Annotated in this window: 20 protein-coding genes; 2 read left to right on the top strand and 18 right to left on the bottom strand. The window is 38.5% G+C overall.

Features of this window, described 5'->3' with window-relative positions:
- Positions 1-20 precede the first annotated feature (20 nt).
- The 13 genes from AB3I34_RS01460 to AB3I34_RS01400 all read right to left on the bottom strand — a co-directional run bounded on the left by AB3I34_RS01460 (position 21) and on the right by AB3I34_RS01400 (position 11,815).
- A complete protein-coding gene (locus tag AB3I34_RS01460) occupies positions 21-1,790 on the bottom strand; it encodes a hypothetical protein (protein ID WP_010712353.1) in 1,770 nt (589 codons plus the stop codon).
- Between the two features lie 32 nt (positions 1,791-1,822).
- Complete coding sequence (locus tag AB3I34_RS01455) at positions 1,823-3,280, bottom strand: phage tail protein (RefSeq protein ID WP_002397217.1); 1,458 nt, start codon at positions 3,278-3,280, stop codon at positions 1,823-1,825.
- Between the two features lie 12 nt (positions 3,281-3,292).
- On the bottom strand, positions 3,293-4,219 hold the full coding sequence (locus AB3I34_RS01450) for a distal tail protein Dit (RefSeq protein ID WP_002377703.1): 927 nt from the start codon (positions 4,217-4,219) through the stop codon (positions 3,293-3,295).
- Position 4,220: 1 nt separating this feature from the next.
- Positions 4,221-7,154, bottom strand: a complete 2,934-nt coding sequence (locus AB3I34_RS01445) for a phage tail tape measure protein (RefSeq protein WP_010712352.1) — start codon at positions 7,152-7,154, stop codon at positions 4,221-4,223.
- Positions 7,144-7,512, bottom strand: coding sequence for a hypothetical protein (locus tag AB3I34_RS01440; RefSeq protein WP_002361692.1), 369 nt, complete (start codon positions 7,510-7,512; stop codon positions 7,144-7,146). Before AB3I34_RS01440 ends, AB3I34_RS01445 begins: the two co-directional genes overlap by 11 nt.
- Positions 7,513-7,529: 17 nt before the next feature.
- Positions 7,530-7,889 carry a tail assembly chaperone gene (locus AB3I34_RS01435; protein ID WP_010712351.1) on the bottom strand — a complete coding sequence of 120 codons (360 nt, stop codon included), beginning with the start codon at positions 7,887-7,889 and terminating at the stop codon, positions 7,530-7,532.
- 32 nt (positions 7,890-7,921) lie between these two features.
- Positions 7,922-8,434, bottom strand: coding sequence for a phage major tail protein, TP901-1 family (locus AB3I34_RS01430; RefSeq protein ID WP_002365550.1), 513 nt, complete (start codon positions 8,432-8,434; stop codon positions 7,922-7,924).
- 12 nt (positions 8,435-8,446) lie between these two features.
- Positions 8,447-8,863 carry a hypothetical protein gene (locus AB3I34_RS01425; RefSeq protein WP_002382237.1) on the bottom strand — a complete coding sequence of 139 codons (417 nt, stop codon included), beginning with the start codon at positions 8,861-8,863 and terminating at the stop codon, positions 8,447-8,449.
- A gap of 221 nt (positions 8,864-9,084) precedes the next feature.
- Positions 9,085-9,492: a RinA family phage transcriptional activator gene (locus AB3I34_RS01420; RefSeq protein WP_002360491.1), complete on the bottom strand. Its 408-nt coding sequence runs from the start codon at positions 9,490-9,492 to the stop codon at positions 9,085-9,087.
- A gap of 19 nt (positions 9,493-9,511) precedes the next feature.
- The gene (locus AB3I34_RS01415; protein WP_002360492.1) at positions 9,512-9,904 is read right to left on the bottom strand and encodes a hypothetical protein; all 393 of its coding nucleotides are present in this window, start codon (positions 9,902-9,904) and stop codon (positions 9,512-9,514) included.
- Positions 9,905-9,970: 66 nt separating this feature from the next.
- Positions 9,971-10,813: an ATP-binding protein gene (locus tag AB3I34_RS01410; RefSeq protein ID WP_010712350.1), complete on the bottom strand. Its 843-nt coding sequence runs from the start codon at positions 10,811-10,813 to the stop codon at positions 9,971-9,973.
- Positions 10,814-10,831: 18 nt separating this feature from the next.
- Positions 10,832-11,587: a DnaD domain protein gene (locus AB3I34_RS01405; RefSeq protein ID WP_025189360.1), complete on the bottom strand. Its 756-nt coding sequence runs from the start codon at positions 11,585-11,587 to the stop codon at positions 10,832-10,834.
- 45 nt (positions 11,588-11,632) lie between these two features.
- Complete coding sequence (locus AB3I34_RS01400) at positions 11,633-11,815, bottom strand: hypothetical protein (protein WP_078127098.1); 183 nt, start codon at positions 11,813-11,815, stop codon at positions 11,633-11,635.
- Positions 11,816-11,983: 168 nt separating this feature from the next.
- Between AB3I34_RS01400 and AB3I34_RS01395 the strand changes: the two genes are divergently transcribed.
- Both AB3I34_RS01395 and AB3I34_RS01390 read left to right on the top strand, forming a co-directional pair.
- On the top strand, positions 11,984-12,466 hold the full coding sequence (locus AB3I34_RS01395; protein WP_002357856.1) for a helix-turn-helix transcriptional regulator: 483 nt from the start codon (positions 11,984-11,986) through the stop codon (positions 12,464-12,466).
- A gap of 34 nt (positions 12,467-12,500) precedes the next feature.
- Positions 12,501-12,986: a toxin gene (locus AB3I34_RS01390; protein ID WP_002382232.1), complete on the top strand. Its 486-nt coding sequence runs from the start codon at positions 12,501-12,503 to the stop codon at positions 12,984-12,986.
- A gap of 372 nt (positions 12,987-13,358) precedes the next feature.
- On the opposite strand, the gene rbfA is transcribed toward AB3I34_RS01390, so the two are convergent.
- The 5 genes from rbfA to nusA are packed head-to-tail and all read right to left on the bottom strand — an operon-like array spanning position 13,359 to position 17,957.
- Entirely contained in the window at positions 13,359-13,709 is a 351-nt protein-coding gene (gene rbfA, locus AB3I34_RS01385) for a 30S ribosome-binding factor RbfA (RefSeq protein ID WP_002360497.1), read from the bottom strand.
- 24 nt (positions 13,710-13,733) lie between these two features.
- Positions 13,734-16,130 carry a translation initiation factor IF-2 gene (infB, locus tag AB3I34_RS01380; RefSeq protein WP_002357859.1) on the bottom strand — a complete coding sequence of 799 codons (2,397 nt, stop codon included), beginning with the start codon at positions 16,128-16,130 and terminating at the stop codon, positions 13,734-13,736.
- A gap of 12 nt (positions 16,131-16,142) precedes the next feature.
- Positions 16,143-16,448, bottom strand: coding sequence for a YlxQ-related RNA-binding protein (locus AB3I34_RS01375; protein ID WP_002357860.1), 306 nt, complete (start codon positions 16,446-16,448; stop codon positions 16,143-16,145).
- Positions 16,438-16,737, bottom strand: a complete 300-nt coding sequence (locus AB3I34_RS01370) for a YlxR family protein (RefSeq protein ID WP_002363794.1) — start codon at positions 16,735-16,737, stop codon at positions 16,438-16,440. The genes AB3I34_RS01375 and AB3I34_RS01370 overlap by 11 nt, the downstream gene beginning before the upstream one ends.
- Positions 16,738-16,757: 20 nt before the next feature.
- The gene (gene nusA / locus AB3I34_RS01365; protein WP_002357862.1) at positions 16,758-17,957 is read right to left on the bottom strand and encodes a transcription termination factor NusA; all 1,200 of its coding nucleotides are present in this window, start codon (positions 17,955-17,957) and stop codon (positions 16,758-16,760) included.
- Positions 17,958-18,073 lie beyond the last annotated feature (116 nt).

The raw sequence follows: 18,073 nt of genomic DNA, 5'->3' as shown, positions 1-18,073 counted from the left end.
AAGACTCCTAAACTAGTTTGTTATTTTGTTGGAAACGGATCGTCCGTATACCAACTTCCTTGTAGGTAAATATTTCCACCACGGCTAGAACAAAATATAATTCCCTTATTATCCATCTCATACAAGGCTGTACAAATTGGTTGAGGAAAATTATATTGAACTGCTGTTAAAGGAATATTCCAAGTATTTCTTTTGATAACAGAGTTTATACTATAACCTGTGGGAACATTAAAAACTTTGACTACCTGGTTATTCAGTTTCGTTGGATCACTCAAATTACATCTTACGAATGCATCGACACGATTTCCTACCCTAATTAATACAAATTTCATATTATCCTTATTAAAGGCCGCCTGATATTTTGCCTCGACTTCACCGACTCCACTAGCTTCATAAATGGCCATTTTAGAGGATTCCAAAGGCACACCATTGACGGTTGGCATAGTTACAAAATTCTTCACCCCAGCAATCTCTTGATCACCTGTTTGTGTCACAGCTTGACCTTTAATCGCTTCCGCAACGTTTTTCGGGTGCATATATTTACTCGTTAAAGTTCCCGCGACTGCTTCGCTGTCTGATGCGAAGCCATAATTTTCTACATTGCCTAGCCCCACTTGTTCAGCGGTTACTTGGTGCGGATTATCCTGATTTTCCACATGGGAATTGAGTTGCTCTGCTTGAACAAAACCACTCTTCGCTAAAACCGCTTGGGCATCAACAGACAGACCAATATGAAGCCCCACGTAATCAACTTCTAAGCTAGCTGGCGTTACCCCATTTGATGAATCTGTATAGCTCATTAAATAAATGAAACCTTCATCTGTGATAAAATTCTGATCATTGATTTGAATTGAAAAATCGCCGAACTCTTTTGCTGATTCTTGGATTTGAGTTACCCAATTATCCGTAGTTGGTAAATACGTAGCGATTTTAATCGTTTGATTATTGGGCGCAGCGGCTTTCACACGTTGATTAATCGTAAAAAATTGAACGTTCTGGCGAATAAATGCTACCGCCTCGTCAGTTGTGAATGTTTCAAACATTTGTGGAATTAATTTTTTTGCGGCTTCAACGAGATTGAAGGCCGCTAATTGTTGTGGAATCACACCACTTTGGGTGGAACCTGTTTTCACACCCTCATCATCACGGCTGGCCATTTTATTGTAGTCCGCTTGGGAAACTTCCTCCCAAACGTCTGTTGGCTTCTTAAGAATTTTAGCCGTAAAATCAGTGGAATAACTGTTTGCATTGGTGGCTGTATTGCCGGCCGTTTTACCGTTAAAGTCTAACTTCAATTTGACAGTAGTTGGCTTAGCCAATAAAGAAATGCCATCTGCTTTTGTCATGCGGTCATTTAAATCAATTTGAAGACGATTCGCCAGAGTAGCTTGTTTGATGCCTTGTGTATCTGTGCGTGCTTGGACAATTTCTGGATTACTATCACCCGCTTCTGCTACTAATTGATCGAAATCATTTCGTAAAGTATCAAATTCTTGTTTATTATTATTTGCCGTTGAAACTGCATTTCCTGCAATCGTGATGGCTGTTTTGGCATTGTTCATCGCTTGGTTGGCTGTTTCATTTGCTTGATTGCCTGCATCGGTGGCAATTTGTACGGCTTCTTTGCCAGCTTCATCTGCGATGTTTTTCGCTTCAGAAATTCCATTCGTTAACTGGACTTGGTAAGCATCTACTTTCTCAGCTGATGCATTCGACTGATCCAAGATTGCATTGATTTTAAGGCGACCTTGATTCAGGGTATCTAATTCTTCAATATGTTCTACTGACATTTCGTCACACTCCTCTAGTTTTCATTATTTTATTAAAACTGGCCCCCCAATTGGGATTGAATATACACACGACAGATGACCGAAGCATCCAACCATAGTGGCTGATGAGAGAAAAATTGAAGCGTGTGATTACCGCGTTCGATTTTTCCATCTGTTGTTTTTCGTAAATAACTCAAAATGTTTAGCCGTTGTTGTTGCAATGATAGTTGGGGTAATTTTTTGCCATCCACTACCAAATCAATGTTCGTTACAGAATGCGAAGGTCCTTTAGCAGTTGCCTTGAACGTTAATTCTGCGGTGTTTATATAAAGAATGTCCTCGTCAAAGTATAAATTCAGCTCCACTGGCTGTGTCTTGCTAAGTTCTCCTTGTATTGAACGATTTAAAAGTGTCGTCGCCCCTTGTGCGTAAGTTTCGCTAATCTCTTGTTTCCGACTGAAAGCTGTCATGGTACTATGAATTGTTTCTTGCAGATTTCCCAACTCTAGCTGAATGTCTTGGGGGGCACCAAAGACATCTTTTTTACTTTCTTTTTTGATACGAAGGTTGACACTCCCAAACTCATTCGTATTAATCATGATAACCGTGCCCAACCGCAAACGATCGATTGCTAAAGGTTGATCTGTTAATTTAATTAAATCAGCTGCAGTCACTACCCAAGAAACTTGTGGCTTGGTCCATTCTTCTAACATTCGCAAAGCATTTTCCTTCAATGCCTTGGGATCAGAAAAACGCTGTTCCACCCAAATTGACTCCAATAAACCATAGCGGTCAATTGCGGCCTTGTTCTCTAAATACGGAACCCCTTGATTGACCGAGCGAATATTGACTTTGTTAACACCTTCGCCTGAACCTAATGGATAAATCCGATTGATTAGCATCTTGGGATTACGTTCTATTTCAAATCCTTGCATGTTGTAACCTTCTTGAATTCGCGCAACTGGTTCTGTTGGCGGTTTGACTAATGAAAGTTCAAAAGGATAGACCTCTGTATTCCATTGCCAAAGATATTCCTCTTCGAAATCGGCTGGGATGCTAAATAAAGGCTCGACTAGCCCATTTTCATTCTCCCATTTATAGGTTAATTTCCTTGAAAAATCACATTTTTTCAGGACCCAATGCTTTGTTTTTTGTTTATTCAATAGAAATTGAATGGCTTCTTTCGTTGTTTTGTTTTTAATTTCGTGACAACCAAATAGGACAGTATCGCCTAAGGTACATAATGCTTCTGTGGCAGAGTAGTGAATTTGATTATTGTTCGCATCTTTCTTAATTGTGGTTGGCATCACGCGATATAAACCAATATATTCATTCTCATTGTCGGTCAGTTCCACCCATTGCATTTCTGCAATAAATTCATTTTTAGGATCATCTAGCGGCATGGTAAAATCTAAACTGCCAATTTTGTTCTCTATTTTTTCATAACTGACTTGATAGGCATTATCCAAGATTGCCGTATATGTTCTTTTCAAATCCAGCGCCATTAACATTTAATCACCCTCCTACACAAATCGGTTAGGATAGCGAATCGTCAAGCGGAAGTCGCTATCTTTGGCTTGAATATACAGCGGTTCATTGGGATATAGATAAAAATCGTTCATTGGTCGAATCATCGGTGCACCATTTTTTGTCAGATAAAAATTTTCAGTATCAATGATAATTTCCGAACGATCAAAGTCTCCTAAGTTAATTGTATCGTTCCGTGTTTTAATCCAAACACCACGTCCGGTTCCTGATAAAATAATGGTCGGTTTGACTTTTAATCCTTCGACCGTAGGATAAATTTCAATTGGCCGAACTTCTTTGCCTAAATCCCCCATCGTGTAGGCCCGATTTTGAAAGGTAATCATGGTTGATCCCCAATAAGCCCCGCCTTCAATTAAAATTGGAAAATCAACTGCACCTGAGCCTGTATTCCCCATTAAGTAATTCGCTTGAAATGTAATGGTTGGCGAACCCCACATCACACTAGTCGCATCACTCCGTGTATATTTATACGGATCAGAAAGCAATAAAGTAAAGGTGCCTGTTACTTGATTAACACCTTCGGGTACATCACTCACTGAAGACTTACTGCCAAACCACAGCATTTCCGGTTCATCGTTAAACCAAATAGAAACGTCTTTTTCCGTAAACAAAGCAACGTTTAAATGATTAAATGCATCTCGAAACGCTTCATTATTCACAGCTGAAAGGCGATATTTGACTGTTAATTCTCGTTCTGGAATTCGCGCATAAACGTGACGTTTACCATCACGAATCCCTAATTGATAGCTTTCAATTTCGCTTGGAACTAATTCTCGTCCTGAAACTGATAATGTTTGATAACCAGGGATGACTTTTTCTAAAAATTGGCCGTTAAAATTCAACGCTTCTGAAGGAAGAGGCGTTGAATGAGTTGCTTGATTGGTATCAACAAATTTATACATGTTATCCTCTCCTTCCTAAGCGGTTATTTTGTTTCACTTGTTGTCGTTGTAACTCCGTTGCTAAATAAGGCGCCGTAGTAGCTGCGACAACTTTTCCATCTAACGTTGACTCTACTGTCACAAATAATGGTCGATTGTATGCATCATTTTCTAAACGATGGTCAATCGTTGCCGTGAAGTTTCCTCGACCAGCTAAGTCCAAGGCAAAATCATTTAACAGCGGTAAGTCTAAAATAGAAGCCATTGCTCTACTAACGGCTGTTTCGCCTGCATAAATCCCCGTGGCAATCGTGCCGCCGAAATTCAATTTATGCAAATCAGATAAGGGACCTTCTTTTGCTGGTGAAAATGGTAAAAAGTTACGAATTTTACTGACGACCCCATCGATTGCTTCTTTGGCTTTTCCAATTGCGCCTGTAATTCCATCAGCAATCATACCGACAATATTCGCACCGGCATCGGTGAATTTTGAAAACCAACCTTGGATTGCTTGCCAAGCACCTTCAATTACAGAACCAATGGCATTTTTTACCTGATCGGCTGCATTGGTAACCCCATTTTTGATATTTTCAACTAACTGTCCGCCCGAAGCTAACAGTTGACCAAAATAAGAACCAATCTTCGTGATCATTTGTGAGATTAATGTTCCTGCTGCGGACAACAAGGCACCCAATAGACTGAGTACACCATTAATTAAGGCTTGAATCAGTTGAATCCCAGCACTTAATAACTGTGGCAACGCATTGATTAACGCACCCATTAAAGCGGTAATGAGCGTAATTGCTGCAGTAACCAATTGCGGTAAAATTGAAATAATCCCTTGGATCAAGGCCATTAGCAATTTAACACCTGCGCTGATGATTTGTGGTAAGGCACCAATTAAGGCATTTACCAATGTCAAAATTAAGGTAATAGCTGCCGCAACTAAGGCTGGTAAAATCGAAATAATCCCTTGAATTAACGCCATTAACAATTTGACACCTGCGCTGATAATCTGTGGTAAGGCACCTACCAACGCAGTCACTAACGCTAGAATAATCGTCAGCGCTGATTGAATTAACTGAGGTAAAATCGTCATAATCCCAGTGATTAATGCCATCAAAATTTGTAAACCAGCAGTCAAAATCAACGGTAACATAGTAATAAATGCATTGACTAAGGCCGTGATAATTGAAACACCTGCTGTAACTAGCATTGGTAACGCTGTGACAAACGCTGTCACTAATGTAGTGATGATATTAATCGCTGCAGTTGTAATTGTTGGCAAGGCGGTGACAATCGCATTAACTAAAGTCATTAATAAGCTCAAACCAACTTCTATCAACATTGGTAAGACTGTTGTAATCCCCTGAATCAACGTAGTAATAATTTGCGTTGCCGCTTCAATTAAGACTGGCAAATTGGCAACGATCGCACCAACAATTAACGTAATTAAACTAGATAACGCGGTTACGATGCTTGGAATAGCTTCTGTTATTTTCCCGAGAATACTGGTTAAGACGGTTGTAAAAAGTTGTATAACTTTCGGTAGATTAGCCGCAAGCATTGTTGTAACCGATGTAATCGTGTTACCTAAATTATCAAAGACTTGGGTAATACCACCCGCACTCAAATCACCGGTTTTCATCCAGGCCGTCACGAATGAAACAATCAAGGAAATAATTAGACCAAACGGACCAGAAATTCCTAATGCAGCCAGTGCAACTTTTGTCAGAACTTTTACCAAAAGACCAACCGCTAAACCAGCTTTGTCAAAGGTGCCACCAAATTGCCCTAATAAGTTACTACCTAATTGCAAACCGCTGGCAAAAACGCCTGCTAGCACACGACCAATTGTTGAAAAAATAGTCGCCATTTTCTCTAAGCCTACTGCAAAAAATTGTTTAAAAACTGCCATTACTTGCTGAAAGGCCGGCTGGATCTGTTGTAGCAATCCTACCAATTTGCCAAACGCCGCTGAAACAGCTCCTTGAATGGCACTAGCTAAGCTATTGATACTATTTCTAAATGTTTCATTGGTTTTATAGAAATAAACAAACGCTGCTACCGCTGCTAAAACGGCTGCTACAATTAAAATTAATGGTCCTCCACTTAAGGCACTAAAACTAGCACTTAGTTTTGATAAGCCACCACCTAACTTCCCAATGTTTCCTTTTACAAGAACCAAACCATCACTAAACTGTTGAAATTTTTGCTGAGCCATCGTTACCATAATCAACATGGGCCCAATGGCGGCTAAAATGCCCATAATGGCAACAATAAAAACTTGGACGGGTTTTGGTAATTTGATAAATAAATTCACCAAAGCTGTAATGCCTTTGACGACTGTGATAACCACTTGAACCAAAATTTCCATTCCTGGAGCCATCACGCTTTGAATCACTTGTGCCGCCGCTTCAAATGATTGATTCATCTGAGTCAATGCCCCTTGCAACTCGCCTTGCAATGAATCAGAAATCCCTCCTGCACTGGCCATAATCAGTCCTTGCATTCCTTGAAATTCGCCACTGACCCCAGCACCGACGCCCATAGCTGTTTTTAAAACGTTCAGCATAGGTAAGGAAACGGCACTAGTCATGGCCGTCCCAAAGCTCAGCATATTATTTTGTGCATTAGTAAAGCCATCAGAGGTTTCTTTCCCCGCTTTTTTAGCTGCTTCACCGGCTTGTTCAGCAGAATCTGTTAACGCTGTGTTCATTTGATCTGCTGCCTTTGCTGTTTCGTCTCCTGTTTTTTTCACTGTTTCTCCAGATTGTTGCATGACGGTTTTAAATGTGTTCATGACCGTGGCTGACTGATTGACACCCGCACTAATTTTCCCTAAATATCCACTTAATAAGGCATACTCACCGCTCATACTTTTTAATGCTTGTTGGACGCCTGCAAGGCTTTTCTTTGCCTCCGACAACGGCGTTTTTTCTTTGTCATTCTCCATCTACTCTCCTCCCTTCTCGATAGCGGCGTAGACGCTCTGCCACAGTGGCAAGTTGCGTTTTTTTCCGCTCATTTAATTTCGTTCGTTGTGGCTGGTTAGCTGCCAGAACTTCAGCAACTCGTTTTTCATAATCATAGAAACTTTTAAAGCTTTCAAAAACGGGTTTTCCTTTTTTATTTGTCGCTTGCGCTTTAACATTTAAGTAGGCAAGCTCGTGCCTTTTCCGCTCTTCATCTACTTCTGCTAAATTAAAAGCAATCATTCGTAATTCAAATTCAGACATGGTCATCCGGTCCACTTCTTCAAATGAACGACAGCCTAAGTAGCGAAAAGCAGAAAGAGCGATGTCGTGATACACGTCATCGCTCGTTTTAATTAGTTGTTTGCTTGCGCTTCTGCTTTCTTCGCTTCTTTGCTGAACTGATCGATCATTGGTTTTGTAAGAGGTTGCTTTCCCATTTCTTTAAGCAAATCATCTGAAAGTTTTTTGACATCTTGGGTCATTAACCATGCTTCAATTTCCGACTTACCTATTTTTAATTGCCCACTTTGTAAAGCTTCCATGATGTCAACTAAGATTACTGGATTGTATTGGCGTAAATAAATCATTGCTGAACTGATGCCCATGCCGAATTTGGCAGTGCCATTTTCAATTTGGTAACGTTTATCTAATTCGCGAATCGCGCCAATCGTAAATTTCACTTCAATTGTTTTTCCGTTAATCTCTAAATTCATTTTTTATCCTCCTAAAATTCAACACTTTTTGATTATTCGCCAGGTTGTGGTGCTTTATCTGGAACAGTATCTTGGAACGCGTATTGTGCTTCCGCAATAATATCTGCTTCTACTGTTGCAAAACCATCTTGTGGTTTGCCATTAATAGAGGCTTCTGTTTCGATTTCTACTAATTCTTCTACATTGGCTGGTAAACTCCATGAATTTACATAACCTTGGGCATAAATTGCTGGATATTTACCTTCCGCATTTTTTTCACCTTTTAAATCAACGTCCCAAAATTCCATTAAGATGCCATCTTCAACTGCGTCTTTCATGTATAAATTTTCATCATCTCGAGAGGCTAAACCGCTTAACGATAACGTAACTTCTAAACCAGATACAGCATTCGCAACGCCATCTTTTGTTTGCGTACCGCTCGATTCACGTGAGAATTCCCATTCATGTTCAATTTGAAATAAGGGTTTCATTGCTTTCTTTGTCGCTGCTTCATCCAAGCGACGAACTAATAAAATACGGTCTTTTCCTTGCATAACTTCTCCCATTGATAATTCCTCCTAGTAAAATTGCATGTGTAATGGTAGTACAGCATGCCAAATTGTTTTTTTCATTTGTTTGGTATCTTTTACCATTTGTGCTTTGACTTCTTGATGTTTGATACCCCAATTAAAATGAGCCGTTCGTTTTAAGTTACTAGTTGCCTGCCGTAAAATCGTTCCTTTAATTGTAGAAATTTGTTGTCGTTCAGATAACGCACCATAAACATGCATTATTAATTCAATCTCTCCCAAAATAGCTGATTTAGTTGGCTTAGGTAATTCTTTACTATCACCTAAGTAAACAAATGGCTGATCTGGTAAATCTGTCGGCAGTTCCTCTAGCAACAAAAATCCTGACGTCTGGCAGATTGCAACAAGGGCTTCATATAACTCTTGTTCCGCTTCATTCATTTTTAGCGCCACCTTTCCATTCAAAAAATTCAGGATTGGTTAACAAATTGGCTCTCTTCTAGTCAAAATGAAGGATCTTGAAAGTAGCCGGCATTTTCTGCTCCTTCATAGCTGACACAAGAAAGCAGTCAAAATCATAGAATTCCGTGTCTTCATTTTTTTGGTTGCCTCACGTTTATCTATCTCTTTCGACACTATTAATTTACCATGTTGACACCTGAAAAAATTCCACGCTTTTTCCATGTTTACATCCCTAGTTCATCCGCCACCGCTTCAAAGAAATGATTTCTTAATTTATAGGCTTGGCTTTTACTAATAAATAATTGCTGGGCAAGTCCAATTAATGTTAAAGAGGGCCGTTTTTTCATATATAGTTCTTCAATAATCACGCGCGTTTGTTCATCCGCTTCAGCTAAACAATTTTTGATAATGTCTCGATTTCTCTCTAAGTTCCACAGACGACGATCCATAGCTATCGTAATCGCCATTCGTTCGGTCACTACAGAGTGAAGTCCTTGTCCTCTAATACCAGCATTTAAATCTGCTTCTTGATAAGGGTGCCGTAATTCTTCTTCCCGTTGACGGATATACTCATCTGTTTTATAAAAGTCTGCTAAAATATCTTTGATATAATTAAATGTTGACGTACGCATTGGTTAATCTCCTTTACTTTTATTCATTTAAAAGTGTTAATCGATAAATAAAATAACACTCTTTCGACATGTCTAAGCCGTGACGAATCGCTTCATCTGAATAACCGAGCCAAATTAAATAGAGATACTCGCTTTTTGTAAACGATGCGGCCTTGATGGATTGGATGGGTCTTGATTGATCCATCGACCAATTACCGATTGCTTGTCCTAATTCTTGAATTTCCTGCATAATAAGTTTATTTTTTTGACTTGCCCAATCGGGATATTGATTCATTAGTTGTAAGAGTCGTTTTCTTTTTTGTGCTTTTTCGCTTTGTTGCTTTGAAATATCTTTAAATACAACGCTTTTCATTTCAAATAAATCTTTTTTACGTTTTGTTAAATTACTCATGTTTACGGCCTTCTCTTTCACCAATTAGATAACCTAACATTAGTGTCATTGTCCAAAAGATAAACCCAATAATAATTGTTAACATATTTATTTCACACTCCTCATTCGTTTGTCTGTTGTGTCTTTATATTGGAAAACATAGCCACTGGCGTGCTTCATTAGACGAGAAATAATGCGTGTTCCATAGGCCTCCACCAGTTGTTTTCCAGAAAAATTAGTAGTAAAAATAGTTGCTTTATTCTGTCTAGCTTCTAAAATTCGATTTAAGATGTCATTATTAAAATCCGTACTAACTTTATTTTTAATTCCTAATTCAGCACCTAAGTCATCTAAGACCAAAACGTCTGCTTTTTTCATTCTAGTAATATACGCTTGAGCCTTTGCTTGGCTTTTGGTCGACTCATTCATGGACATTTTTAGTTTTTCTAATAACTCAGAGTAGCTGACAAATAAACAATACTTTTGATATGCAGAGCGTTCTAAGACTTCAACTAAAATACTGATAGCCAAATGACTTTTACCGACACCAGGTTTCCCTGAAAAAATAACGTGAATTGGCTTTTCTTCAACAATCGCTGAAACTGCTGCTAAGGCCCGTTCTTTTGCTTGTCTTGTTTCTAATTCAGTGGTTTGGTAATTGGTTAAACGACATTGCCGTAGCGCATCATCAGCAATTAAGGACCCTTGATGAAAAAATTTTTGTGTACGTGCCATAAAACTCTCTTGAGAACGTTGTTGATTGGCTTGTTGTTCATGTTTTTTTAGCATTTTATACCCACACGACCAACAAGTTGGGGCACAACGTTCTGTGCCATCTTTATTTTTTTGTTGCCAAACATATTGTTCACTGCCACATTCAGGACAACGGTCTTCAACTTTTTCTAACAATTGACTCAATAGTATTTGAAAAGTTTGATCTGTCGCATGCATACTGATTTCCTCCTTTCTTTAAAAACCTAACTCTTGATATTCTTCTGTCATTTGCGGCGCATGCTCCGACACTTGTTTTTTATCATTTACCAGAACTTCATGTACGGATAAATAATTTTGTTGCTCCCAACTTTTCAAAATAGCATTTACATAGCCGTAATTCCGTTTATTTCGATCGACGGCAATTCCTAAAGCATGCAAGATTAATTGGCATGCTTCCTCTTGGCTAGACCCTTTTTGTATAAAATCTTGCAACCAATACTTAAAATCTTGGCTTGTTTTTGAGGCCAGTGTACCAAAGCCGTTTTCCTCATAAAAATGATAAATCATCTTTAAACAATCGTTTTCTGAACTACTACCTTGACTCTGACCTAACTTAGACTGGACTATGCTTTCCTGTGGTAACCGTTGGTAGTCAGCTAGTTGACCACTGACAGACGATTCTGCTTTAAACGTATAAGCTTTGCTATTTTTTTCAATAATCTGATTTTTCTCTTCTTGATACAAGGTTGGTTTGTAACGATCACTGCGAATATAATTATGAATTTTCCAATGTTTGATAACGATCACACCACTTTCAAATACTAGAATAAATTTTTTAACCATTAGCAATTTTAGATCGTCTTCCCCACAACCAACCATTCGCTGCAATTTTTTGGGATTATTGATAAATCCATCATCATCGGCACGCATCGCTAAATGAAAATACAGGGCCTGACTTGATAAGGGCATATCTAAAAATGCATCACTATCAATAATCGTTTTTGCAAACATGCGTCGTTCTGCCAATCCTCTTCTCTCCTTTTGACTAAATTATTGTTACTCTGTTAGTAATTCCATGAGGCCAATCATACCAATCACGATGGCCCCAATTTTTATTGAGACACTGCTTATTAATAAAATAATTGCTAAAAGTAACATATCCGACAACGTTTTTTTATAGTTCTGACTCATTTCTTCACCCTTTCTACAAAAATACGGTTTTCCGAACAAAGTGTTCAAAAAAATAGTTCAGTTAACCGAACATTTGAATGGCTCTATCTTAGCATCAAATATTTTCACTGTCAACTCATAAGTTCGGTTTTATGAACCTCTAATTTTAATTGCGATTGTTACTTGCCTTCTCTAAACAGGTATAGTATACTTTGAGGCAATAGGAGGTTCGGAAATATGAACATTTTTGCTATCCGTTTAAAAGAGGCTTTAACAGCCAAGAACATCAAACCTAGTGAATTAGCGAAAAAAACTGGTATCGGTAAATCTTCAATCAGCGATTGGCTAGCTGGTCGTTACGAAGCAAAACAAGACAAAGTTTATCGCATTGCAGATGCATTAGACATTAATGAGGCCTGGTTGATGGGACAAGAAGTTCCCATGGAAAAAAATGCCTCAACTATCGACCGCATTTATAAAAAATTAGAGCCCCAACGACAAGCCATAGTTTATCAATTTGCCGAACAACAATTACACGAACAACAAACGCAAGCAGAAATTCTCTCATTCCCTCGCCGTGACGAAATGACACTGGCTGCCCACGCTGGGGATCCAGAAAAGATATTTTCAAAAGAAGAAATCGAGAAAATTCACGATTACTTGGATGAAATTGATGCCAAATATCAACAATCGATTTCTTCTGACAAAAAAGAGGATTAACTTCCCATCTACTCTTTTTATTAAGTAATGGCAGGTGAATGGTAAAGTGAATGATTATGAAAAACTCGTCAGTTCCATTCAAAAGGATGTGACGGTTTTAGAAATTGATTTATACAATCAAACAGGTTGTTATGGGTTGTATCGAAATGGCAAAATTTATATTGAAAAAACATTGAGTACCCGTCAAAAGAAGAATATTTTAGCCGAGGAATACGGGCATTATCAAACATCCGTTGGCACTATTTTAAATCAAAATTGTACAGAAAATCGGAAGCAAGAGTTGAAAGCCCGCAATGTGGCCTTAGAGCAATTAGTTACATTAGACGATTTAATTCGTTGCTCTGAAGCTGGCTTAAGCAACCATTATTCTTGTGCTGAATTTTTGGAAATCGATGTTGAAACATTAAAAAATGTGATTACGTACTATCGACAAAAGTATGGCGCCACTTATCTTTATAAAGGACGAATTTTTGAATTTAGGGATTATTCTGTGATGGTATTAAATACTGGGTTAACTTAAAAAGCATGGAACAAAATTAATAAGGATTTTGTTCCATGCTTAAAAGTATTCTGGAAAATTCAAGAGCGGTTTTTGTACCAATGATTAATATGTCCGACGCCAAGCATAAGATTTGGGACAAGTATGAGCACGAATATAAATGACGGCCAAAATCCGATGAACTGAATAATACGTTCTCGCATACTATGTAGTATAAAGAAGAAAAGAAAAAAGTACAGGGAACTTTTACCTGAACCCTTTTCTTTTAAATAGCGATCTCCATTTTTATAGAAAGCAACAATTCTTTTCATCTTTGCACCTCCATGACTATTTTATCAAGAAATCATGAAAAGAAAAAGCACACCAGACGAATGGTGTGCTTTTTCTTTTTAATTATTCACCTTGATTCAACTTACGAATCAACTCATCAATGTGATTTCCGTATTGGACAGATTCGTCTCTTTCAAAAATCAACTCTGGTGTTTTATACAAGGTTAACCGTTGTCCTAATTCTTTACGAATCAGTCCTTTGGCTTTGTCTAAGCCTTGTTGAGCTTTTTGTTGTTCGGAAGCTAAATCAGATAACAAGCTGTAATAAATCGTTGCTTGTTGTAAATCACCGGTCACACGAACATCTGTAATAGTGATGCCTTGGACGCGTGGATCTCTGATGCGTTTGTTCAAGATATCATTCACTTCACGCATGATTTCTTGGCCTACACGACGGTCACGATAATTTGCCATAGTGTCTTCCTCCAATTACTAAAATTATTGTTTGATTTCTTCCATAATGAAGCCTTCAATCGCATCATCTACACGTAAATCATTGAAGTTTTCAATCATAGCACCACATTCAAAACCAAGTTTAACTTCTTTCACGTCATCTTTAAAGCGTTTCAAGCTTGCTAATTTACCTTCATAAATAACAATACCATCACGAATGACACGCACGCCACTATCGCGGCGAATAAAGCCTTCCGTAACATAACAGCCAGCGATTGTGCCAACTTTAGATACTTTGTACAATTCACGAACCGTCATTTGACCCGTAATTTTTTCTTCAAATTCTGGATCTAATAACCCTTTCATCGCTGTTTCGATTTCTTCTAGGGCTTTATAGATAATACGGTGTAAACGAATATCAACTTCTTCTTGTTCTGCTTGTTGTTTCGCTTGTGGTGTTGGGCGAACGTTAAAGCCGATAATAATCGCATTACTTGCTGCGGCTAAAGTTACGTCGCTTTCATTGATGGCCCCAACTGCCGCGTGAACAATTTTCACACGAACACCTTCTACATCAATTTTTTGTAAACTTGCTGAAACGGCTTCGGCAGATCCTTGTACGTCTGCTTTGACAATAATATTAACTTCTTTTAATTCGCCTTCTTTTAGACTTTCAAATAAGTTATCCAATGTCACACGGCTACTTGCTGAACGTTGTTCAAGTAACGCACGTTTAGCTCGTTCTTCCCCTGCTTGACGTGCTGTTTTTTCATCTTCAAAGACTACAAAACGATCACCCGCTTGAGGAACATCATTTAATCCGGTAATTTCCACAGGAGTTGCTGGTCCTGCTTCTTTATCACGGCGGCCCATGTCATTGGTCATCACACGAACACGTCCGTAAGTATTACCAACAACGATTGGATCACCAACATGTAAAGTTCCTTGTTGAACGAGTAATGTCGCAACCGGACCTTTACCTTTATCTAAGCGCGCTTCAATCACTGTTCCAATTGCTTTTTGCGTTGGATCAGCTTTTAAGTCTTCTACTTCAGCAATCAGTAAAATATTTTCCAATAGTTCATCAATGTTTTGATTGAATTTCGCTGAAATATTGACGAAAATCGTATCTCCGCCCCATTCTTCAGGAATTAATTCATGTTCACTTAATTCTTGTTTCACATGATCAGGGTTCGCACCAGGCTTATCAATTTTGTTAACTGCTACAATAATCGGCACTTTTGCCGCTTTGGCATGGTTAATCGCCTCGATTGTTTGTGGCATTACTCCATCGTCCGCTGCAACAACTAAGATGGTAATATCAGTGATGCTGGCACCACGCGCGCGCATACTTGTAAAGGCCGCATGTCCTGGTGTATCTAAGAACGTAATTGGTTTGCCATCAATATCTAACTGATAGGCCCCAATATGCTGCGTGATTCCGCCCGCTTCACCTGAAGTCACACGAGAATGGCGCAATGTATCTAATAATGTTGTTTTCCCGTGGTCTACGTGTCCCATGATTGTGACAACAGGGGGACGTGTAGTTAAGTTTTCTTCAACAACTGCTTCTGGTTCGAAGAATTTATCAATGTCCGCAATATCAACTTGGACTTTTTCTTGCGGTTCCATGCCATAGTCCACAGCTAATAATTCAATTGTATCTTTATCTAGGGCTTGGTTTTGGTTAACCATGACACCCATCATAAATAATTTTTTGATGATTTCCGCTGGTTCGCGGTGGATTTTTTTCGCAATATCCGCCACGTTCATACCTTCTGTATATTCTAAAACATCTGGTAATTCACGGAATTTACGTGCTGGTACTGCTGGCTTCGCTGATTCTTGTTGATGTTTGCCTTTTTTCCCTTTTTTATTGAAACGATTGCGGTTTTGGTTATTAAAGTTATTCCGGTTATTACGATTTTGACCGCCACCAAAATTGTTGTTACGGTTTTGGCCGCCACGGTTTTGGTTGTTCCCGCCATTGTTATTTTGGCTGGTCCGATTTTGATTCGTTGTAGAACCGTTATTGTTTTGGGTATTGCGGTTTTGATTGTTTGTATTTGTTTGATTGCTACGGTTTTGTGTGTTGCTTTGGCCGTGACGATTTTGGTTGTTGTTGTTTCTTTGTTGTCCATTCGTTGATTGATTGTTTGGACGATTTTGGTTATTTCTTTGTTCACCAGGTTTATTGTTCATTGGTTTCTTATTGGCTGGTTTATTTTGTGTTGTTTGTTGCTTTTGGTTGTTTGTTGCTTTTGATTGAGTATTTACGGTACTTCCTCCTCCGAATGCTTGACGAAGCTTTGTTTCTTGCTCGGAACTAATTGCGCCCATATGGTTTTTAACATCCATACCTAATTGATGCGCTTTATCGACAACGTCTTTGCTTGCTTTATTCATTTCTTTTGCTAGTTCATAAATTCTTTTTTTTCCCATGCAATCACCTTCCTAACCTTTTAGTAATTCCTTGATTTTGGTGGCAAATCCTGCATCAGTTACTCCGATAACCATTCGTGGTCGCCCAATCGCTTGGCTGAGCTCGAATTGACTGAACAGTTCGCTAACAGGAACATTATAATAAGAACTTTTGTCCTTGATTTTCTTTCTAGTATTCTCACTGGCATCTTGCGCAACAAACACAAATTTCGCTTTGTTTGCACGAATATCTTTAAGGGTTAATTCCTCGCCTGTGACTAATTTACCGGCGCGCATTGCTAAACCTAAAAGGTTCAAAATTTTGGTTTTATTTTCCATCGCCAAACAACTCTTTGCGGGCTTTTTGGTGCGTTACATAATCCAATAGTTCTTGATAAAATTCATCACTTAATTTTGTTTCTAAGACACGATCAAGAATTTTTTTATCCCAAGCTTTTTGGACTTCCGCAGGATCCAAATCAACGTAAGCGCCACGTCCAGGTAATTTACCAGTTGGATCTAAGGCCACTTCGCCTTCTTTGGAGCGAGTAATTCTGACTAATTCTTTTTTCGGTTTCATTTCGCCTGAAACAACCGATTTACGCATTGGAATTTTTCTCTTTTTCATTTTTTCACCCTCCAAAAACGTTATTCTTGTTCAGGTAATTCTTCTGTAATTTCTGCTTCAACAACTGCTTCTTCAGCAGCCAAGTTTTCGTAATCATCTGCCGTCATATCTGAATGGATAATTGCTTCATCCATTTCTTCTGCCACTTCGGCAACTTCTTGATTGGCTTGTTGTTCATAAAATTCAGCCATATCAGATTCTGATTTGATATCAATTTTATGGCCCGTTAATTTAGCAGCTAAGCGCGCATTTTGACCACGTTTACCAATTGCTAATGACAATTGATAATCAGGTACAACAACTGTACATGCTTTGCTATTTTCTGGATCAAAAATAACATCTAATACTTGAGCTGGATTCAAGGCATTACTAATATAAATAGCTGGATCTTCGTTCCATTCCACAATATCCATATTTTCGCCTTTTAATTCATTCACAATCGCTTGGACACGTTGGCCTTTTGGACCAACACAGGTACCCACTGGGTCAATATTAGGATCTGTTGAACGAACGGCTACTTTTGAACGATCGCCAGCTTCACGAGCGACGCTTACGATTTCAACAATTCCATCATAAACTTCTGGAATTTCTTGTTCAAAAAGACGTTTTAGTAAATCTGGATGACTACGGCTTACAAAAACTTGTGGGCCTTTTGATGTGTTTTCAACACGTGATACGTAAACTTTAATCCGATCATGCGGTTGGTAAAATTCATTTGGCATTTGATCTTGTTTTGATAAGACTGCTTCGATTTTACCTAAGTTTACATAAATATAACGACGATCTTGACGTTCAACAATTCCTTGCATGATGTCATTTTCATATTCGCTAAATTCATTATAAATAATTGTTCTTTCTGCTTCACGGACACGTTGTAAAATTACTTGCTTTGCTGTTTGGGCAGCAATGCGGCCAAAGTCTTTTGGCGTAACTTCAAAACGAATTTTGTCGCCGATTTCATATGCCCCATTTAATGCAACGGCATCTTTTAATGAAACTTCCAATTGTGAATCAAATACTTCTTCTGTTACTTCTTTGACAGCATACACGTGAATATTGCCTTTTTTTGGTTCAAATTCAACTTCGACGTTGCTTGCTTGTCCATAATGTCTTTTATATGCAGAAACTAAAGCTGCTTGTAACGCTTCAATCACCGTATCTTTAGGAATCCCTTTTTCAGCTTCTAATACGTCTAATGCATTTAACATTTCTTTGCTCATTGTTTTTCTTTTCCTCCTATGGATTCGTTAAAGCTGAACGAGTGGTTCTTCTTCCAAGGGAAAAACTTCTCGTTAAAACTTGTCACAGGCCCGGCTAAAAGTAAAACTTTTAGTGG

Origin of the sequence: Enterococcus sp. C102(2024) (assembly GCF_040888205.1) — a bacterium.
GTDB classification, from domain to species: Bacteria; Bacillota; Bacilli; order Lactobacillales; family Enterococcaceae; genus Enterococcus; species Enterococcus faecalis.
This window is presented reverse-complemented; position numbering and strand designations above follow the sequence as displayed.